Raw genomic sequence first — 18,907 nt, forward strand, 5'->3', positions numbered from 1 at the left:
AATGGAAGGACAACCCTTCCTCTTCACACAAACGCCGCAGGAAATGCAGATCAGTCTCGTGGTACTGGGTGCAGTAGTCGCGGGGCGGGCAGCTTTTGCTGCTCAGGCGGAAAGCAAACTCGTCGGCGAGAATGCCGTGGTCCTTGAGCACCAATTTAATGATGTCCGGCACACTCTGGTTCTGGAAAATCCGGTGATTGTGCCGATGCTCCAGGCGCAACAGGTTGGGCACCAGCCGGATGAAATAGTGAGTGAAACGCTTGCCGGAATCACCTTGGGCGATTTCGCCAATCTGCCCGTGCAGCCCGTGGCCCTGAGCGTCAAAAGCGAGAAACACCTGTCGATGCAGCACATCTTCGAGGGCAAGATTGGCCCGTTCGCTGACCAGTTCGATACGCACGCTGAATGGCCGACTGACCGCCTCTTTGGCGATGAAACTCAGCACGCGAAGCTGATGCTCAACCCCCGCGATATCCAGTGTGAACGTGGCTTGATTGGCGGGGTTGAGCATGGGCAAGTCCTTGGCCTGGGGAAAGGCAGAACTTTGCGCAAAGATCACTAATGTGTAAGTCGGAATCGGTGGGCTTTAGTTGTGGGATGTTTCCCAAAGAGAGTGCGATTCATCCCGGATTCGGACTCAAGGCCAAACATTCCCCAAACGAAACCCCCGCCGCGTTGCCCAACCTATAACCCCATCGCAACGGAGACTGCCCCGATGACTCAGGAATCGAAACGCGAAGACCTGGACCACAAACCGGAAAATGCCGGCAGGGTTGGCGAGGACAACAAGCAGCTCAATCAGCAGGGTGAGCAGCCGCGCCCCGGTACGCCGGCGGATCCGAAGCAGCGTCCTGAGGACGCTTGAATCCTTCGGATCAAAGCAGGCCTTGCTCGGCGCAGACCTTGACGATCTGTTCGCGAAACCAGGCGTTGGCTTCGTCTTGCGAGGCCTGTTCACTCCAGACCATGTCCAGGGTAAAGCCGGGCAGGTCTGCGGGCATCTCGCACACTGCAACCCAGGGCTCGTTGCCCAGCAGGGTCTGGATGCGCCGGGGCATGGTCAACACAAAATCGGTGTCTACCACCATTTGCAGGGCTGCGGTGTAGCTGTTGGCGCGAGCCATGATCTGGCGCTGCAGATCCTGACGTTGCAGCCAGGCGTCCACCAGATTGGTGTCGGAAGTCCAGGTCACGGGGTAAACATGAGGGCGCGCCGCAAATGCTTTGGCATCGATGGCGGGCGTCGGCGGGGCAAACTCGCGGTCCATGACGCAAACCAGGTCATCTTCAAGTAAGACCTGGGACATCAGCCCTGCAGGAATGCGCTCGAAATCAGGACTGAAACAAAGCGCCAGATCAATTACGTTGTCCCGCAGACCGCCGACCGGCAGTTCTTTTTCAAGGGTGCGGACTTCGACGGTGACCGCGTAGCCGGAGGCAATGAAGCTGCGCATCAGATGGGGCAATACCAGCAACTGGAAATATTCAGGCGCACAAACGGTGAACATGGTTTGCCGGTTGGCGGGATCGAACAGTTCCAGGCCCGATTGGCACAGTTCGAAACGCTGCAGGATCAGCAGCACATGGCCGTGCATGGCGCTGGCCTTGCGAGTCGGGCGCATGCCATTGCGGGTGCAGATGAACAGTTCGTCGTCGAAGTGAGCACGGAGCTTTTTCAGGCTGTTGCTGACAGCAGCCTGGCTGACATCCAGCGCATCAGCTACCAGCGTGAGATTACGTTGCTCGTACATCGAAACAAAAACCGTCAGGTCCTGAATATCCACCTTTTTCGGCACATTATTATTGTTGTGCATGGGCTACTTCCAGACGCCGCGACCGGGAAATCAGGTCAGCCCGAAGACAATAACATCAAAATGCAATCACGCTCCATAAGACCTTCAGGCGTGACGACGCTCACAGCGAAAGCTGGCAACCCGGGTCGCCGCAACCTCTTTGACCCCTTCTACGCCGAGCCACCACGCGTGCCCGCGGCTTGGGTAATCCATGTAGAACGGCTGCCCCATCTGCGGCGTGGTGATGGAGACATTTTTCTCCCACGCCAGGGCAAGAATTCGGTCGAACGGTTCATGCCAGGCGTGCATCGCCAGGTCGAACGTGCCGTTGTGGATCGGCAACAGCCATTTGCCCCGCAGGTCGATATGCGCCTGGAGCGTTTCTTCCGGCTGCATGTGCACGTTGGGCCAATCGACGTTGTAGGCGCCGGTTTCCATCAGGGTCAGGTCGAACGGGCCGTATTGTTCGCCGATGGTCTTGAAGCCATCGAAGTAGCCGGTATCACCGCTGAAAAAGATTCGTTGGCGCTCGTCATGCATGACCCACGAGGCCCACATCGTGCGATTGCCGTCACGCAACGAACGCCCGGAGAAATGCTGCGCCGGGGTCGCGACGAAGTGCATGCCATGCACTTCTGTGGACTGCCACCAATCCAGTTGCCGCACCTTCTCGGCAGGCACGCCCCACTCGATCAAGGTATCGCCCACGCCGAGCGGCGTGAGGAAATGCTCGGTCTTGGCCATCAATGCCTTGATGGTCATGTGGTCAAGGTGGTCGTAATGATTGTGGGAAAGAATGACAGCCTTCAGCGGCGGCAATTCTTCAAGGCTGATGGGTGGCTGATGAAAACGTTTCGGCCCGGCCCATTGCACCGGCGAAGCACGTTCAGCGAAAACCGGGTCGGTCAGCCAGAACACCCCGTGCAATTTGAGCAGCACCGTGGAGTGGCCGAGACGAAACACACTGTTGTCCGGCGCAGCGAGCAACTGCTGGCGCGACAACGGCTGGACCGGAATTTCGCCGGTCGGCCGGGTGAATTTGGGCTTGTTGAACACTGCATCCCAGAACACCCCCAGCGTCCGGAAAAACCCCAGGCGGGTCATGGACGCCTTGTTGCGATAGCGGCCTTCATGTTTCTGCAAAGTGGGCAAGGCTTGGGCGGGCAAGGTCGGGTTGGTTTTGGCCATGATTTGCTGACTCCTGGAGAGGTCGTCAAGACTGTCGAGCCATTAAACACTGGCGACAGTGACAATGATGTGTAACAGTGTTTTACACTACACGGTGTAGTTTTAAGCTTGCATGAATCAAGATGACAAGTAAACTGCCGAGTGTAATTTTCTCTAAACGCCTGTTTGAAGCGAGACCTATGACAGCTCCCCTGCGCCTCACCGACCGAAAACGCGAAGCCATTGTCCTGGCGGCCATCGCTGAATTTCGTGAGCACGGTTTCGAAGTGACCAGCATGGACCGCATTGCGGCACGGGCAGAGGCGTCAAAACGCACGGTGTACAACCACTTCCCGAGCAAGGAAGAGTTATTCGCGGAAATCCTGCAGCGGCTCTGGCACCGGATTGGCGAGCTGCCTGACTCGGCGTATCGGCCGGGTGTCGAGCTGCGTCAACAGTTGCGCGCCATGTTGCAGAGCAAGATGCGTACCCTCAGTGACAGCAATTGTCTGGATCTGGCCCGGGTAGCCTTGGGCGCAACCATTCATTCGCCGGAACGCGCCCAGGTATGGCTGGCGCGCCTGGACGAACGCGAAGAAACCTTCAGCGCCTGGATTCGTGCCGCTCAGGCCGATGGTCGAATCAAAGCCGCCGATCCGGCTTTTGCCGCCAACCAGATGCATGCCCTGCTCAAGGCCTTCGCGTTTTGGCCTCAGGTCACGTTCAACGAACCGGTGTTGAGCGCAGCCAAGCAAAAAGACGTGATCGAATCGGCGCTGGATCTGTTTCTCGGCTGGTATGAAATACCGGCCAAATCCGGGGTCGAACCGACTTAAACCTCGCCTTCGGCGACCCGTTTGACGACGGCGCGACGCTGGGCCATCGCGTGCTGGCCGCGCTCAACCGCCCTGGCAAGCACTTGGGCTGGCGCGGTATCGGGATGACCTGCGGTGAATGGCGGCGCGGGGGCATATTCCAGTTGCAGCTGGACTGTCTGAGCATGCAGCTCATCGAACAGCTCGCTGGCCAGAGTCAGAGCAAAATCGATACCGGCCGTCACGCCGCCTCCGGTCATCAGGTTGCCGTCGCGCACCACTCGCTCATGCACGGCAATCGCCCCAAACTTCTCCAGCAAGTCATGGGACGCCCAATGCGTCGTCGCGCGTTTGCCTTGCAACAATCCCGCAGCCCCCAGCACCAGCGCGCCGGTACACACCGAAGTCAGGTATTTCACGGTTGTGGCCTGATGCTTGATGAACGCCAACGTCTCGGCATCTTCCAGTAACACATCGATGCCCTTGCCACCGGGAATACACAGCACATCCAGCGCGGGACAATTGACAAAGGTCTGCGTCGGCTTAAGCGAAAGTCCGGTGCTGGAAAGCAGCGGGTCGAGATCCTTCCATAACAGATGCACGGTCACGCCGGGCAAGCTCGCGAACACTTCGTAAGGCCCGGTCAGGTCCAGCTGCTGCACGTTCGGGAAAACCAGTAAACCGACATGGAGGGTCATGGGTGGCTCCGTTGAAAATTGATATCAAAAGTGGACGCATCCACGGTAGACCATTAGGATCTGGCGGACACGCCATACAACCCACCAATCCCGCCAAAATCCTCTCAGGTGTTCGCATGATCGCTTCGCCCAGAGCCGTTCACATCCTGGCGTTCCCGAACGTGCAATTGCTGGACGTTTGCGGCCCCTTGCAGGTCTTCGCCTCGGCCAATATTCAGGCGGCTCAGCACGGCATGTCGCCCGCGTATTTACTGAAAGTGATTGCCGTGGCTCAGCATGGCGTCGAGTCTTCCGCAGGTCTGGGCCTGCAAACCTGGCCATTGCCGGATGTCGACGAGCCCACCCATACCTTGATCGTCGCTGGTGGTCGTGGCGTACATGTGGCCGCAGACGATCCGCAGTTGGTGCAATGGCTGCGAGTTCGTGCGCAAAGCGCTCAGCGCGTCGCGTCGGTGTGCACCGGCGCTTTCCTGTTGGCGGCAACCGGGCTGCTGGAGGGTCGTGCGGTGGTCACTCACTGGAACAGTTGCGCAGAGCTGGCGCGTCGTTATCCGGCCCTGCGGGTCGATCCTGATCCGATTTTCATCAATGACCAGCACTTCTGGACATCTGCCGGGGTAACGGCCGGGATTGACCTGGCCTTGGCGCTGGTGGAGGCGGATCTGGGTCATGCCATGGCGCTGGCGGTCGCTCGGGACCTGGTGGTGTTTCTCAAGCGTCCGGGCGGCCAGTCGCAATTCAGCAATGCGCTGTCCTTGCAGACCAGCGGCGCCGATACACGGTTCGCCAGCCTGCACGCCTGGGTCAACGAGCACCTGGCCGACGACCTTTCAGTTTCGACGCTGGCGGCACAGGCGGGCATGAGTGAGCGCAGCTTCGTGCGCCACTATCGCGCCCAGACTGGCAGTACGCCTGCCAAGGCCATCGAACAGCTGCGTGTCGAAGCGGCGCGCCGTCTGTTGGCGGACAGCACAATGCCGATTAAACGTATCGCCGCGCGCTGCGGTTTCGGCACTGAAGAAACCCTGCGCCGCAGTCTGCTGCGCGCGCTGGCGGTAACGCCGCAGGCTTATCGCGAGCGGTTTAGCAGGGTTTGAAGCAGATGCACTTAGGCATCAACGCCTCGCTGCAGGAGCCGACTTGCTGGCGAGGCCTGGTTGCAGAAGCTTCGCGAGCAAGCTCGCTCCCACACAAGCTCGCTCCTACAAAAAAATAACGCGCAAAAGAAAATAACTTTCATACATTGATATTTATTTCAGTTTTCGTGTAAGTTTATTTCACAACGAAAACAGAGATAACAATAATGATTACCTGTGATCGCGCCACCTGCTGCACCTTTGCTCCATCCTGCGAGCCTTTAGCGATACCTCTGCCGAGATTTTCTGGAACGCCGCTGCCGTGATGGGTTAACGCCCACCGAGTTGCGCTTTTCATACCTCCCTCTTGAGCAAGGAACCGCTGTATGCCGCCCTCCTCCGGTCTGTCGCTGCTGATTTACGCCGCTGTCGCGATCATCGCCCTGATCGTGTTGATCGCGCGCTATCGTCTTAACCCGTTCATTGTCATCACGCTCATTTCCATTGGCCTGGCGCTGGTCGCCGGCATGCCCGCCACTGGCGTGGTCGCAGCCTATGAAGGCGGCGTCGGCAAAACCCTTGGGCACATCGCCCTGGTGGTGGCATTGGGCACCATGCTTGGCAAGATGATGGCCGAATCAGGCGGTGCCGAGCAGGTGGCGCGCACGCTGATCGACCGCTTCGGCGAGCGCAATGCCCACTGGGCCATGGTGTGCATCGCATTTCTGGTCGGCCTGCCGCTGTTCTTCGAAGTCGGCTTCGTGCTGTTGGTGCCGATTGCGTTCACCGTGGCGCGTCGCGTCGGGGTATCGATTCTGATGGTCGGCTTGCCGATGGTGGCTGGCCTGTCGGTGGTTCACGCATTGGTGCCGCCGCATCCCGCCGCGATGCTGGCGGTGCTGGCGTATCAGGCGTCCGTGGGGCAAACGCTGTTCTACGCCATTCTGGTCGGCATTCCGACGGCGATTATTGCCGGTCCGCTCTACGCCAAATTCATCGTGCCGCGTATCCAGCTGGCGGACGATAATCCCCTGGCCAAGCAGTTTCTGGACCGTGAACCGCGCGCGAAACTGCCCAGCTTCGGCCTGACCATGACCACGATTCTGCTGCCGGTGGTGTTGATGTTGCTGGGCGGTTGGGCCAACCTGATCAGCACGCCGGGCAGTGGCTTCAACAGCTTCCTGTTGTTCATCGGCAACTCGGTGATCGCCCTGCTGTTGGCGACATTGCTGAGCTTCTGGACGCTGGGTATCGCGCAGGGTTTCAGTCGTGACTCGATCCTGAAATTCACCAATGAATGCCTGGCGCCCACCGCGAGCATCACGCTGTTGGTCGGCGCGGGTGGCGGTTTGAACCGGATTCTGGTCGACAGTGGTGTGACCAACCAGATCGTTGGCCTGGCTCAGGATTTCCATCTGTCGCCGCTGCTCATGGGCTGGTTGTTTGCGGCGTTGATGCGCATCGCCACCGGTTCGGCAACAGTGGCAATGACCACCGCATCAGGTATTGTCGCCCCCGTTGCGCTGGGGCTGGGCTATCCGCACCCTGAACTGTTGGTGTTGGCGACCGGCGCAGGCTCGGTGATTTTTTCCCACGTCAACGACGGCGGTTTCTGGCTTATCAAGGAGTATTTCAATATGACCGTGGCGCAAACCTTCAAGACTTGGACGGTGCTGGAAACGCTGATTTCCGTAATCGCGTTCGCCTTCACTCTGGTTTTGGCGCAGGTACTCTGAGTGGACATTCTTTACCAGATCCGCGCGCGCCAGGACTCGTTCAGTGCTGGCGAAGGACGGATCGCCAAGCTGATTCTCAGCGATGTGGCCTTCGCCGCCAGTGCCAGCCTGGAAGATCTGGCAACGCAGGCCGAAGTCAGCAGCGCGACCTTGTCGCGCTTCGCCCGCAGCGTCGGCTGCCGGGATTTGCGCGACCTGCGTCTGCAACTGGCCCAGGCCACCGGGGTTGGCAGCCGCTTTCTGAACCCGGAACGCGCACCTGAGCAATCGGCCTTCTTCAGTCAGATCGTCAGTGACATTGAATCGACGCTGCGCCAACACCTGACCGGCTTCGACGAAGCGCGCTTCGCCGCGGCCGTCGGCCTGTTGAGCGGCGCGCGAATGATCCACGCGTTCGGCATGGGCGGTTGTTCCAGCCTGTGCAGCGAGGAATTGCAAACCCGACTGGTACGCCTGGGCTATCCCATCGCTGCCTGTCGTGATCCGGTAATGATGCGCCTGATCGCCGCCACACTGGGCGGCGAGCAGAGTCTGATTGCCTGCTCGCTGAGTGGCCGCACCCCGGAATTGCTGGAAGCCGTGAAGCTGGCGCAAAGCTATGGCACGAAAATTCTGGCGATCACTTTGCCCGATTCACCTTTGGCGCAGTTCGCCGACGTGCTGTTGCCCCTGCAAATCGCCGAAACCAATTTCATCTACAAACCCACGGCAGCGCGCTACGGCATGCTGCTGACCATCGACGTGCTGGCCACTGAACTGGCCCTGGTCGCGCCTGAAGAAAATCAGGAACGCCTGCGACGCATCAAGCTCGCCCTCGATGATTACCGCGGCGGCGAAGATGGCTTGCCGCTTGGAGACTGAATCATGCTTTACGACCTGATCATCCGCGATGCACTGGTCATCGACGGCAGCGATAGCCCGGGCTTTCACGCCGATGTGGCCATTCGCGAAGGACGCATCCAGCGCATCGGCAGCCTCGACGGCGTGTCAGCCAGCGAAGAAATCAATGCGGCGGGCCGCGTACTGGCGCCAGGTTTCATCGACGTGCATACCCATGACGATACCGTGGTGATTCGCAAACCCGGCATGCTGCCCAAGATTACCCAAGGCGTGACCACCGTGATCGTCGGCAATTGCGGAATCAGTGCGGCGCCCGTCAGCCTGGCGGGCGATCCGCCTGATCCGATGAACCTGCTGGGTACGGCCGAAGCGTTCGTCTATCCACGCTTCATTGATTACCGCAACGCCGTGGACAAAGCCCGTCCGGCGGTAAACGTCGCTGCGTTGATCGGCCACACCGCGCTGCGCAGCAACCACATGACGGATCTGCTGCGCACCGCCACCGCCGAAGAAATCAGCGCCATGCGCGAGCAACTGCGCGACAGCCTGGAAGCCGGTGCGCTCGGGCTTTCCACCGGCTTGGCCTACGCCTCGGCCTTCTGCGCCGAAACCGATGAGGTCAAGCAGCTCGCCGAAGAGTTGACGGCGTTCGGCGCGGTCTACACCACGCATTTGCGCAGTGAATTCGAGCCAGTGCTGGAAGCCATGGATGAGGCGTTCGCCATTGGCCGTCACGCCAAGGCGCCGGTGGTGATCTCGCATTTGAAATGTGCCGGCGCGGGAAACTGGGGGCGCAGTCCGCAACTATTGGCGGCCCTGGAAAAAGCCGCGCTGGATCATCCGGTGGGGTGTGACTGTTATCCGTATGCCGCCAGCTCTTCAACGCTGGATTTGAAGCAGGTCACCGATGCTTTTCGTATCACCATTACCTGGTCAACGCCGCATCCGGATCAGGGCGGCCGCGACTTGCAGGACATCGCCGCCGACTGGAATCTTTCGCTGCAGGACACGGCACGCAAACTACAGCCAGCAGGCGCGGTGTACTACGGCATGGACGAACAGGACGTACAAAATATCCTGCGCCATCCCCTGTCGATGATCGGCTCCGATGGCTTGCCGGAAGATCCGTTTCCGCACCCACGGTTGTGGGGCGCATTTCCGCGCGTGCTCGGACACTTCAGCCGCGATCTTGGCCTGTTTCCGCTGCACACGGCCGTGCACAAAATGACCGGGCTTTCCGCCGCGCGATTCGGGCTGCATGAACGCGGGCTGATTCGCGAAGGTTATTGGGCTGATCTGGTGTTATTCGACCCTGAAACTGTGCGCGACATTGCGGATTTTAAAGACCCGCAACGCGCCGCCGAAGGTATTGACGGGGTGTGGGTCAACGGTCAATTGAGTTATGCCGATGGCAAGGCGCAGGGCGAACGGCAGGGGAAATTCCTGCCGCGTGAAGGGTCGTTGGTGGCGGGATTCACCAAGGCCGAATGATGGTGGGAGCGAGGCTTGCCCGCGAAGAACGATGACGCGGAATCTCTGAACCAGCAAGACGCCTGGTTCGCGGGCAAGCCTCCAACGGACCATTAACCTACGATCACACCTCGGCATTCACCAAAGCCGATGGACACCTGCCCTTCGCGCTTGCAGCGCGCGCGCAGGATCACTTCATCGCCATCTTCAAGGAAGCGCCGTACCTCACCGCTCGGCAAAGTGACGGTAGTTTTGCCGCCTTCGGTCATTTCCAGCAGGCTGCCAAACTGACTGGCCTGGGGGCCGGACAACGTGCCGGTGCCGAATAAATCACCGGGCTGCAACTTGCAGCCGTTGACGCTGTGGTGGGTGACCATCTGCGCCAGGGTCCAGTACATATTCAGCGTGTTGCTCAGGGCCAGCCGCTCGGCGGGCAAGCCTTGCGCCTTCATCTGCCGGGTCTGCAGCAGGACTTCCAGTTCGATATCCAGCCCGCCGTTCTGTTGATCCGCTGCATCAAGCAGGTACGGCAGCGGCTGCGGATCGCCCTCAGGCCGTGCCGGTTGCGGGCTGCGAAATGGCGCGAGGGCTTCAGCCGTCACCACCCAGGGCGACACTGTCGTGGCGAAGCTTTTCGACAGAAACGGACCCAGCGGCTGATATTCCCAGGCCTGGATATCCCGCGCCGACCAGTCGTTAAGCAGGCATAAACCGGCAATGTGTTGCGGCGCCTCGGCAATCTCGATTGCTTCGCCACTGGCGTTGCCCGGCCCGATCCACACGCCCATTTCCAGCTCGTAATCCAGTCGTTTGCAGGGACCAAACTGCGGCACGTCCTCGCCCGGCGGCAGCGTCTGGCCGTTGGGCCGTTTGACGGACGCACCCGAGACACACAGCGTCGAAGCGCGGCCGTGATAGGCAATCGGCACATATTTATAGTTGGGCAATAACGGATTGTCGGGGCGGAACAGCTTGCCGACGTTCATGGCGTGATGAATGCCAACGTAGAAATCGGTGTAATCGCCGACCCGCGCTGGCAGGTGCATCTGGCATTCGCTCATCGGGTGCAACAACGCGGCCGTGGCCTGGAGACGGGCGCGCTGCGGGCTGTTTTCATCCAGCAGATGCAGCAACTCGCGACGCAACGCCTGACGTGCGCCGACGCCCAGCGCGAAGAAATCATTCAACTGATCGCGGCTGGCGGCCTCGGCGGCGGCGCGGGCGGCACCGTTGAAAAAACCCGCTTCGAGGGCGGCTTGCAGATCAAGAATCGAATCGCCGATGGCCACGCCGCCGCGCGGGCTCAAGCCTGGGCGACTGAACACACCCAAGGGCAGATTCTGCAACGGGAAATCAGCATGGCCGTTGGCGGACTCGATCCAGCTGCGAGTGTTTGAAGAAGCATTCATTGCGGCATTTCCCTGTTAAAAGTCTTGGCCATGCCGGTCCAGCAGGCGTCATAGTCAGGTTGCAGTAGCGGGCATTCCAGCGCGAACTGGCTCGGACGCAATACCTTGCCGGTCTCGAACATAAAGGCCATGGTGTTTTCGATCTTGTGCGGCTGCAAGGGAGCGGCGACGGCTTTTTCTGCCGTGGCGTTATCCGGCCCATGGGCGCTCATGCAGTTGTGCAACGACGCGCCGCCCGGCATGAATCCTTCGGCCTTGGCGTCGTAGGCGCCGTCGATCAAACCCATGAATTCATTCATGAGGTTGCGATGAAACCACGGCGGCCGAAAGGTGTTTTCCGCCACCATCCAGCGCGGCGGGAAGATCACGAAATCGATATTGGCTTGGCCATGCACAGCACTCGGCGCGGTCAGCACGGTAAAAATCGACGGATCGGGATGGTCGAAACTCACTGTGCCGATGGTGTTGAAACGGCGCAGATCATATTTGTACGGCACGTTATTGCCATGCCAGCCCACCACGTCGAACGGCGAGTGATCCAGCTGCGTCGCCCATAGTTCGCCGAGGAATTTCTGCACCAGCAGCGTCGGCTCGTCACGCTCTTCGAACCAGGCAACCGGCGCCTGGAAATCCCGGGTGTTAGCCAGACCGTTGCTGCCGATGGGGCCCAGATCCGGCAAACGCAACGCGCTGCCATGGTTTTCACAGACATAACCCCGAGCGCAATCATCCAGCAGCTGTACACGGAATTTCATCCCGCGCGGCACCACGACGATTTCCTGAGGCTCGACGTCCAGCAGGCCCAATTCGGTGACGATACGCAGGCGACCCAGCTGCGGCACGATCAGCCATTCGCCGTCAGCGTTGAAGAACGCCCGCTGCATCGAAGCATTGGCCACATAGTTATAAATGCTCACGCCTTCAACCTGCTCTGCCGGCGCGGTGCTGGCCATGACGTGCAGGCCATCGATGAAATCCGTCGGCTGGGTGGGCAGGTCGAAAGCATTCCAGCGCAGGCGGTTGGGCGTGATCGGACCCATTTCGCCGCCCGCAATTTGCCGGTCCAGCCGCTGATAGCGAGGATGACTGGCGGAGGGCTTGATGCGATACAGCCAGGTACGCCGCGCTTCTGCACGAGGCACGGTGAAGGCGGTGCCGGAGAGCAATTCAGCGTACAGACCCAAGGTATGTTTTTGCGGGGAGTTCTGGCCGACCGGCAAGGCGCCGGGCAGCGCTTCACTGCTGAACTGATTACCGAAGCCTGTCAGGTAATTCAGAGACTCGGCGTTTGGATGAGTGACCATCTCGACCTCTTATTTTTTTGAGCGTAGACGAAACCGGATAAACGTAATTAGATTACGCATAACGTAATTTGAGTTTGAAACCGGGTCAAGCTATAAAGCAGCCTTCTCAGACCGGCGCACCTGTGTAATGACCGATGAAATCGAAAGCCCTGCAGGCGGACGCCCGCAAAAGGTGCAAGCCGCCGAAGTCGGCGTGGGTATCCTCAAGGCACTGGCTGAACTGGCGCCGTCCACCTCGCTGTCCCGGCTTGCCGAGCACGTCGGCATGCCCGCCAGCAAGGTGCATCGCTATTTGCAGGCATTGATCGCCAGCGGGTTTGCCGAACAGGACGCTGTCACCAACCATTACGGCCTGGGGCGCGAGGCGTTGTATGTCGGGCTGGCAGCGGTCGGCCATCTGGACGTGCTGAAAATCACCGCGCCGCACCTGGCGACCTTGCGTGACGAGCTCAACGAAACCTGTTTCCTCGCGGTCTGGGGCAACAAGGGGCCTACGGTGGTGTATGTCGAGCCCTCCAGCGGCGCGGTGACGCTGGTGACCCAGATCGGCTCGGTGCTGCCCCTGCTCGGTTCGTCCACCGGGTTGGTGTTCAACACTTTCCTCAACGCCAGCGAAACCGCCGGGTTGCACGAACTGGAATGGGCGGCCTTGAATGCCGGACAACGGCAGATGATCGAACAGCATGTGCAGGACATTCGCAGCACCGGCGTGCATCAGATTCATGGCCTGCTGATGGCCGGCGTCAACGCGGTATCCTCGCCGGTGTTCACCGTCGGTAACAAACTGGCTGGAGTGATCACCATGGTAGGGTCGGCGTCGGTGTTCACCGGCGCCGTGCAGGCTGATGCCGCGCAGCGTTTACGGGCGACTGCGCAGGTGATCAGCGCCAGGATGGGTGGGGACGCCTCGCTCCAGCGAGTTTGAGCAGGTCCGGCTTAATCCGCCGTCAACACCCCACGCTTGATCTGATCGCGCTCGATGGATTCGAACAGCGCCTTGAAGTTACCTTCGCCAAAGCCGTCGTCACCCTTGCGCTGGATGAATTCGAAGAACACCGGCCCCATCAGGGTTTCCGAGAAAATCTGCAGCAGCAGACGTCGCTCGCCGCCGTCTGACGTACCGTCGAGCAAAATCCCACGGGATTTGAGTTCGGCTTCCGGCTCGCCGTGATCAGGCAGACGACCCTGGAGCATTTCGTAGTAGGTTTCCGGCGGCGCGGTCATGAAGCGCATGCCGATCGCTTTCAAGGCGTCCCAGGTCTTGATCAGGTCGTCGGTGAAGAACGCCACGTGCTGAATGCCCTCACCGTTGAACTGCATCAGGAACTCTTCGATCTGCCCCGCGCCCTTGGAGGACTCTTCGTTCAACGGAATGCGGATCATGCCGTCCGGCGCGGTCATGGCCTTGGAAGTCAGGCCGGTGTATTCGCCCTTGATATCGAAATAGCGCAGCTCGCGGAAATTGAACAGTTTCTCGTAGAAGTTCGCCCAGTACGCCATGCGCCCGCGATAAACGTTGTGGGTCAGGTGATCGATGAATTTCAGACCCGCGCCGACCGGATTGCGGTCCACGCCTTCGATGAAGTTGAAGTCGATGTCATAGATCGACGTGCCTTCGCCAAAGCGGTCGATCAGATACAACGGCGCGCCGCCAATGCCCTTGATCGCCGGCAAGTTCAGCTCCATCGGGCCGGTGGCGATTTCCACCGGTTGCGCGCCCAGTTCCAATGCGCGCTTGTAGGCCTTGTGCGAGTCCTTGACCCGGAACGCCATGCCACACACCGACGGACCATGCTCGGCCGCGAAGTAGGACGCGACGCTGTTCGGCTCATTGTTGAGGATGATGTTGATGCCGCCCTGGCGATAAAGCGCAACGTCCTTGGAGCGGTGCGTGGCGACTTTGGTGAACCCCATGATCTGGAACACGGGTTCAAGAGCGCCGGGCGTTGGCGAGGCGAATTCGATGAATTCAAAGCCCATCAGGCCCATCGGGTTTTCGTATAGATCAGCCATGGTCTGGCTCCTTGCAGGAAAGTGGAATTCTGTTCGTCAGATCACTTTCCGGCGGGTGGCGCGCAGGGGATTCCACGCACGCTACGAGCGAGGAAATCACCGAAGATCAGTTGCAGGCCGAGAATTTTCATAAGGCCAAGACTACTCCGGCTTGTCGGATTGCGCATCGGGATGCGCGAGTTGGAATGCCCGATGCTCCAGGGCCAATTGCTCAACCCGGACGATGCGCGGGTATGGGCTGAGGTCGACCTTGAAACGTCGAGCGGCATACACCTGAGGCAGAACGTACACATCAGCCAGGCTCGGCGACTCGCCAAAACAGTAACCTTGCTCGCCGAGCATTGCCTCGACGGCGGCGAATCCCTGGTTGATCCAGTGACCGATCCAGGCGTCTACGTCTTTCTCGTCATGACCCAGTCCGCGCAGACGATTGAGCACCGCAACATTGTGCAGCGGGTGGATATCACAAGCGATCAGGGCCGCGACCGCGCGCTGGGTGGCGCGAATCTCAAGGTCTGCCGCTAACAGCGGCGGCTCGGGATAGCGGTCTTCCAGGTATTCGATGATCGCCGGAGACTGCGTGAGCACCCGGCCATTCTCCAGGCGCAACGCAGGTACCCGGCATTGCGGATTGATCGCTTTGTATTCAGGTGTGCGGTGTTCTCCACCGTCACGAATCAGGTTGACGGGGATCGCCGTGACGTCCAGCCCCTTCAAGGCCAGCGCGATGCGTACCCGGTAGCTGGAAGTAGAACGGTAATAGGTAAAGAGGTCCACGGCGGAATACCATTCTTGTTATTTTCGTAATCGGTTTACGTAATGCGTAAATTGCGCGATTGCCGGGGTGCTGTCAAGCGGAGGCGGACAGGGTCAACTGTGGACCGGACTTGTCCGGGAAGGCGTCGGGTCTGCCGAAGAAGGTCCTCAGCGCCTGCACCGGCTTCTTCGGGGACAAGTCCCCTCCTATCTGGTTTCATTAAAGCAATTCAAACCCAGCCTTCCAGCCTTAACGTCGCGCGCACCAGACGTTGCTCCTCATTTTCGATCTCGCGCAGGTTCTCGCAGATGCTTTGAATGTGCGCGACAGCCGCCTTGCGTGCCTGCTCTGGCAGACGCCCGGTGACGGCGTTGTACAGTCGCGCGTGATGGCGATCGATCTGGCGCTTCTGGGGTTCGCGGTGATAGAGGTTGTTGACCGAAGCGAAGACCGTATTGAGCAGCAGGTCAGTCAGTGAACGCAGGGTCTGCACCAGCACCGGATTATGCGATGCCTCGCAGATCGCCAGATGGAACGCATGATCCAGACGGGCGTGGCCGGACGCGTCCAGATCACTGTCGTGAGCGGCGACCAACGCGTCATAGCTGCGGGTGATCAGGACAAAGTCGGCGTCGGTGCCGCGCAATGCGGCCAGGCGTGCCGACTCCCCTTCCAGCAGGCTACGCACCTCGAAAAGATCGTAAAGCGTGCGCGGTTGCGAACCGAACAAGTGCATCAAGGGCGAAGGTTGCTGATGGCTGTTCATCTGCGCCACGAAAGAACCCTTGCCTTGCTCCGTTTCGATGATGCCTCGAGCGCGCAGCAGTTTCAGGCCCTCGCGCAATGCAGTACGGGACACGCCGAGCTTTTCCGTGAGCCGTCTTTCAGAGGGCAGCAATTGCCCGACCTTGAGTACGCCATCGACGATCAACCGCTCGATGCGTTCGCAAACAACGTCCGCGACTTGCGGCGCTCGGGGTTTTACAGTGCTCTGCATGACAACACCTACTGGTATGACCAGTTGATACGCGCAAACCGACAAACTGCACGTACAATTTCAAGCCATTGTTTTTGTTAGTTTTTATTTAACAATTAAAACCGGACAAAGTAAAAAACTGGTTCGACCACTGTTCTCGGTGATAGACAGTAGACCCGGTACGGCCAATGATGCAAGTCAGCCGTTCACTGCCTGATTCAGCTTTCCGGTTTAAAAAGAACAGCCCACTATAAAAACAACTCAGGGTCAGAAGCCCATCATGAATATTCTCTACGACGAACGCGTTGACGGCGTTCTGCCTGTCATCGACAAGCAAGGGTTGTTGCAAGACCTGCAACGCCAATTGCCCGACCTGGACATCCTGCACCGTCCCGAAGAACTGCGTCCTTATGAGTGCGACGGGCTGTCGGCCTATCGCACCACGCCGATGCTGGTCGTCCTGCCTCGCCATCTGGAAGAAGTGCAGACTCTGCTGAAAATCTGCCACCAGCGCCGCGTGCCGGTGGTGGCTCGCGGCGCGGGCACCGGGCTTTCAGGTGGTGCGTTGCCGCTGGAGAAAGGCGTGCTACTGGTCATGGCGCGGTTCAACAAGATTCTCGACATCGACCCCGCCGCGCGCCTGGCCCGCGTGCAACCGGGCGTGCGCAACCTGGCGATTTCCCAGGCCGCCGCGCCGTTCGACCTGTATTACGCGCCGGACCCGTCGTCGCAAATCGCCTGCTCCATCGGCGGCAACGTCGCGGAGAACGCGGGCGGTGTGCATTGCCTGAAATACGGCCTTACGGTGCATAACCTGCTTAAAGTGGACATCCTCACCGTCGAGGGCGAACCCATGACGCTGGGTTCCGACGCGCTGGACTCGCCGGGTTTCGATCTGCTGGCGCTGTTCACCGGTTCGGAAGGCATGCTGGGCATCATTACTGAAGTCACCGTCAAGCTGCTGCCTAAACCTCAGGTCGCCCGGGTCTTGCTCGCCGCGTTCGATTCGGTGGAAAAAGCCGGTCGCGCGGTGGGCGATATCATTGCTGCCGGGATCATCCCAGGCGGTCTGGAAATGATGGACAACCTCGCCATTCGCGCCGCAGAGGATTTCATTCATGCAGGTTATCCGGTAGACGCCGAAGCCATCCTGTTGTGTGAACTGGATGGCGTCGAAGCCGATGTGCATGACGACTGCGCTCGGGTCCGGGAAGTGCTGACCAACGCGGGCGCCACCGAGGTCCGCCAAGCCAGGGATGAAGCCGAGCGGGTACGCTTCTGGGCCGGCCGCAAGAATGCTTTCCCGGCGGTCGGGCGGCTTTCGCCGGATTATTACTGCATGGACGGCACCATTCCGCGCCGGGAATTACCGGGCGTGTTGCGCGGTATCACGGCATTGTCGGAAGAGTACGGCCTGCGCGTCGCCAACGTGTTTCATGCGGGCGACGGCAACATGCATCCGCTGATCCTGTTCGATGCCAACCAGCCTGGCGAGCTGGATCGGGCCGAGGCATTGGGCGGCAAGATCCTCGAACTGTGCGTGAAAGTCGGTGGCAGCATTACCGGTGAGCACGGCGTCGGCCGCGAGAAAATCAATCAGATGTGCGCGCAGTTCAACAGCGATGAGCTGACGCTGTTTCACGCAGTAAAAGCCGCATTCGATCCCGGCGGCATGCTCAATCCCGGCAAGAACATTCCGACCCTGCATCGTTGCGCCGAATTCGGTGCCATGCATGTGCATATGGGCAAGCTGCCCTTCCCTGAACTGGAGCGTTTTTGATGGCTGCCGACAATAATTTCCAGGGCCGGGATGCCAGCGAGCAACTGCTGGAGCAGGTCAATCAGGCGCTGCAGACTGCGACGCCCCTGCGTATTCAGGGCGGCGGCAGCAAGGCTTTTCTCGGCCGCGAAGTCGCGGGCGAAATCCTCGATACACGCGCCCATTGCGGCATCGTCAGTTATGACCCCACGGAGCTGGTGATCACAGCGCGCGCCGGTACGCCCTTGCGCGAACTGGCCGCCGCGCTGGACGCCGCCGGGCAAATGCTGCCCTGCGAGCCGCCGGACTTTGGCGACGCGACGGTGGGCGGCATGGTTGCAGCCGGGCTGTCCGGCCCGCGTCGCCCCTGGTCTGGTTCGGTCCGTGATTTCGTGCTCGGCACGCGGGTCATTACCGGGCTCGGCAAACACCTGAGGTTTGGCGGCGAAGTGATGAAAAACGTCGCCGGTTATGACCTGTCGCGCTTGATGGCCGGCAGCTTTGGCTGCCTTGGCGTGCTGACCGAGGTTTCCCTCAAGGTACTGCCCAAGCCCCGGTTGTGCAGCAGCATTGCCCTGGAAATGGACAGTGAACATGCCCTGCGGCGTCTGGCCGAATGGGGCCAGCAACCGATCCCGATCAGCGGCGCAAGTCATGACGGCCGGGTGCTGCGCCTGCGTCTGGAAGGTGGCGAAGGTTCGGTGGCTGCCGCTCACGAGCGTCTGGGCGGCGAACAATTCGACCCGGCGTACTGGCAGGAACTGAACGCGCAACGTCTGGAATTTTTCACCAGCGGCCAGCCCTTGTGGCGCCTCTCAATGCCCAACAATACCGGGGTGCTGGATGTGCCGGGCGAGCAACTGCTGGATTGGGCGGGTGCCCAGCGCTGGCTGAAATCCGATGCCGACGGCGCAACAATCCGCGCCATTGCCAGCGCCGCCGGTGGCCACGCTATCTGCTACAGCCATGGCCTGGAGGACAGCCCGTTTCATCCGCTGCCTTCGCCATTGCTGCGTTATCACCGCCAGTTGAAGGCGCAACTCGATCCGCACGGAATCTTCAATCCGGGCCGGATGTACGCGGAGATCTGAACC

Annotated in this window: 19 protein-coding genes; 9 read left to right on the forward strand and 10 right to left on the reverse strand. The window is 60.0% G+C overall.

From position 1 onward, the window contains the following. The coding region (locus CFII64_RS20930; protein WP_020292841.1) for a contractile injection system protein, VgrG/Pvc8 family at positions 1-511 on the reverse strand (511 nt) is incomplete at its 3' end. 204 nt (positions 512-715) lie between these two features. On the opposite strand from CFII64_RS20930, the gene CFII64_RS20935 reads away from it, so the two are divergent. Beyond that, positions 716-865, forward strand: a complete 150-nt coding sequence (locus CFII64_RS20935) for a hypothetical protein (RefSeq protein WP_020292842.1) — start codon at positions 716-718, stop codon at positions 863-865. A gap of 10 nt (positions 866-875) precedes the next feature. Here CFII64_RS20935 and CFII64_RS20940 read toward each other — a convergent pair whose 3' ends face one another. Further along, positions 876-1,814 (reverse strand): LysR family transcriptional regulator, encoded by a 939-nt coding sequence (locus CFII64_RS20940; protein WP_020292843.1) that lies wholly within the window; start codon positions 1,812-1,814, stop codon positions 876-878. An 84-nt stretch (positions 1,815-1,898) separates the two neighbouring features. Beyond that, complete coding sequence (locus CFII64_RS20945) at positions 1,899-2,981, reverse strand: MBL fold metallo-hydrolase (RefSeq protein ID WP_020292844.1); 1,083 nt, start codon at positions 2,979-2,981, stop codon at positions 1,899-1,901. A 179-nt stretch (positions 2,982-3,160) separates the two neighbouring features. Between CFII64_RS20945 and CFII64_RS20950 the strand changes: the two genes are divergently transcribed. Beyond that, entirely contained in the window at positions 3,161-3,796 is a 636-nt protein-coding gene (locus tag CFII64_RS20950; RefSeq protein ID WP_020292845.1) for a TetR/AcrR family transcriptional regulator, read from the forward strand. Here the strand turns inward: CFII64_RS20950 and CFII64_RS20955 are convergent. Further along, positions 3,793-4,473, reverse strand: coding sequence for a DJ-1/PfpI family protein (locus CFII64_RS20955; protein WP_020292846.1), 681 nt, complete (start codon positions 4,471-4,473; stop codon positions 3,793-3,795). The genes CFII64_RS20950 and CFII64_RS20955 overlap by 4 nt on opposite strands. A 116-nt stretch (positions 4,474-4,589) precedes the next feature. Between CFII64_RS20955 and CFII64_RS20960 the strand changes: the two genes are divergently transcribed. Beyond that, the gene (locus tag CFII64_RS20960) at positions 4,590-5,570 is read left to right on the forward strand and encodes a GlxA family transcriptional regulator (RefSeq protein WP_020292847.1); all 981 of its coding nucleotides are present in this window, start codon (positions 4,590-4,592) and stop codon (positions 5,568-5,570) included. Between the two features lie 175 nt (positions 5,571-5,745). Here the strand turns inward: CFII64_RS20960 and CFII64_RS29860 are convergent, their stop codons facing one another. Continuing rightward, entirely contained in the window at positions 5,746-5,907 is a 162-nt protein-coding gene (locus CFII64_RS29860; RefSeq protein ID WP_154232600.1) for a hypothetical protein, read from the reverse strand. Positions 5,908-5,935: 28 nt separating this feature from the next. Between CFII64_RS29860 and CFII64_RS20965 the strand changes: the two genes are divergently transcribed. Genes CFII64_RS20965 through CFII64_RS20975 form a run of 3 tightly spaced genes read left to right on the forward strand, consistent with a single transcriptional unit; the run spans position 5,936 to position 9,616 of the window. Then, positions 5,936-7,285 carry a gluconate:H+ symporter gene (locus CFII64_RS20965; RefSeq protein ID WP_020292848.1) on the forward strand — a complete coding sequence of 450 codons (1,350 nt, stop codon included), beginning with the start codon at positions 5,936-5,938 and terminating at the stop codon, positions 7,283-7,285. Further along, positions 7,286-8,146: a MurR/RpiR family transcriptional regulator gene (locus CFII64_RS20970; RefSeq protein ID WP_020292849.1), complete on the forward strand. Its 861-nt coding sequence runs from the start codon at positions 7,286-7,288 to the stop codon at positions 8,144-8,146. It begins immediately after the preceding gene. Between the two features lie 3 nt (positions 8,147-8,149). Beyond that, entirely contained in the window at positions 8,150-9,616 is a 1,467-nt protein-coding gene (locus CFII64_RS20975; protein ID WP_020292850.1) for an amidohydrolase family protein, read from the forward strand. 92 nt (positions 9,617-9,708) lie between these two features. Here the strand turns inward: CFII64_RS20975 and fahA are convergent, their stop codons facing one another. Together fahA and hmgA are read right to left on the reverse strand one after the other, a co-directional pair. Next, a complete protein-coding gene (fahA, locus tag CFII64_RS20980) occupies positions 9,709-11,004 on the reverse strand; it encodes a fumarylacetoacetase (RefSeq protein WP_020292851.1) in 1,296 nt (431 codons plus the stop codon). Next, positions 11,001-12,308, reverse strand: a complete 1,308-nt coding sequence (gene hmgA, locus CFII64_RS20985; RefSeq protein WP_020292852.1) for a homogentisate 1,2-dioxygenase — start codon at positions 12,306-12,308, stop codon at positions 11,001-11,003. The genes fahA and hmgA overlap by 4 nt, the downstream gene beginning before the upstream one ends. A gap of 127 nt (positions 12,309-12,435) precedes the next feature. On the opposite strand from hmgA, the gene CFII64_RS20990 reads away from it, so the two are divergent. Next, the gene (locus tag CFII64_RS20990; protein WP_020292853.1) at positions 12,436-13,233 is read left to right on the forward strand and encodes an IclR family transcriptional regulator; all 798 of its coding nucleotides are present in this window, start codon (positions 12,436-12,438) and stop codon (positions 13,231-13,233) included. An 11-nt stretch (positions 13,234-13,244) separates the two neighbouring features. Here CFII64_RS20990 and hppD read toward each other — a convergent pair whose 3' ends face one another. From hppD to glcC, 3 genes are all read right to left on the reverse strand, one after another. Further along, positions 13,245-14,321 (reverse strand): 4-hydroxyphenylpyruvate dioxygenase, encoded by a 1,077-nt coding sequence (hppD, locus tag CFII64_RS20995; RefSeq protein ID WP_020292854.1) that lies wholly within the window; start codon positions 14,319-14,321, stop codon positions 13,245-13,247. 141 nt (positions 14,322-14,462) lie between these two features. Then, positions 14,463-15,098 (reverse strand): maleylacetoacetate isomerase, encoded by a 636-nt coding sequence (maiA, locus tag CFII64_RS21000; protein WP_020292855.1) that lies wholly within the window; start codon positions 15,096-15,098, stop codon positions 14,463-14,465. A gap of 209 nt (positions 15,099-15,307) precedes the next feature. Next, entirely contained in the window at positions 15,308-16,075 is a 768-nt protein-coding gene (gene glcC, locus CFII64_RS21005) for a transcriptional regulator GlcC (protein WP_020292856.1), read from the reverse strand. A 259-nt stretch (positions 16,076-16,334) separates the two neighbouring features. Here glcC and glcD point away from each other — a divergent pair, with 259 nt between their 5' ends. Both glcD and glcE read left to right on the forward strand, forming a co-directional pair. Further along, positions 16,335-17,834, forward strand: coding sequence for a glycolate oxidase subunit GlcD (gene glcD / locus CFII64_RS21010; RefSeq protein WP_020292857.1), 1,500 nt, complete (start codon positions 16,335-16,337; stop codon positions 17,832-17,834). Continuing rightward, entirely contained in the window at positions 17,834-18,904 is a 1,071-nt protein-coding gene (glcE, locus tag CFII64_RS21015) for a glycolate oxidase subunit GlcE (RefSeq protein WP_020292858.1), read from the forward strand. Before glcD ends, glcE begins: the two co-directional genes overlap by 1 nt. Positions 18,905-18,907 lie beyond the last annotated feature (3 nt).

Origin of the sequence: Pseudomonas sp. CFII64 (assembly GCF_000416235.1) — a bacterium.
GTDB lineage: Bacteria > Pseudomonadota > Gammaproteobacteria > Pseudomonadales > Pseudomonadaceae > Aquipseudomonas.

Bases quoted from the DNA above. Each gene is read 5' to 3' on its own strand.
- CFII64_RS20935 (WP_020292842.1), top strand. From the start codon at position 716: ATGACTCAGGAATCGAAACGCGAAGACCTGGACCACAAACCGGAAAAT.
- hmgA (WP_020292852.1), bottom strand. From the start codon at position 12,308: ATGGTCACTCATCCAAACGCCGAGTCTCTGAATTACCTGACAGGCTTC.
- CFII64_RS20965 (WP_020292848.1), top strand. From the start codon at position 5,936: ATGCCGCCCTCCTCCGGTCTGTCGCTGCTGATTTACGCCGCTGTCGCG.
- glcD (WP_020292857.1), top strand. From the start codon at position 16,335: ATGAATATTCTCTACGACGAACGCGTTGACGGCGTTCTGCCTGTCATC.
- CFII64_RS20940 (WP_020292843.1), bottom strand. From the start codon at position 1,814: ATGCACAACAATAATAATGTGCCGAAAAAGGTGGATATTCAGGACCTG.
- CFII64_RS20990 (WP_020292853.1), top strand. From the start codon at position 12,436: ATGACCGATGAAATCGAAAGCCCTGCAGGCGGACGCCCGCAAAAGGTG.
- CFII64_RS20975 (WP_020292850.1), top strand. From the start codon at position 8,150: ATGCTTTACGACCTGATCATCCGCGATGCACTGGTCATCGACGGCAGC.
- CFII64_RS20955 (WP_020292846.1), bottom strand. From the start codon at position 4,473: ATGACCCTCCATGTCGGTTTACTGGTTTTCCCGAACGTGCAGCAGCTG.
- CFII64_RS20960 (WP_020292847.1), top strand. From the start codon at position 4,590: ATGATCGCTTCGCCCAGAGCCGTTCACATCCTGGCGTTCCCGAACGTG.
- glcC (WP_020292856.1), bottom strand. From the start codon at position 16,075: ATGCAGAGCACTGTAAAACCCCGAGCGCCGCAAGTCGCGGACGTTGTT.
- CFII64_RS20950 (WP_020292845.1), top strand. From the start codon at position 3,161: ATGACAGCTCCCCTGCGCCTCACCGACCGAAAACGCGAAGCCATTGTC.
- CFII64_RS20945 (WP_020292844.1), bottom strand. From the start codon at position 2,981: ATGGCCAAAACCAACCCGACCTTGCCCGCCCAAGCCTTGCCCACTTTG.
- CFII64_RS29860 (WP_154232600.1), bottom strand. From the start codon at position 5,907: ATGAAAAGCGCAACTCGGTGGGCGTTAACCCATCACGGCAGCGGCGTT.
- fahA (WP_020292851.1), bottom strand. From the start codon at position 11,004: ATGAATGCTTCTTCAAACACTCGCAGCTGGATCGAGTCCGCCAACGGC.
- glcE (WP_020292858.1), top strand. From the start codon at position 17,834: ATGGCTGCCGACAATAATTTCCAGGGCCGGGATGCCAGCGAGCAACTG.
- hppD (WP_020292854.1), bottom strand. From the start codon at position 14,321: ATGGCTGATCTATACGAAAACCCGATGGGCCTGATGGGCTTTGAATTC.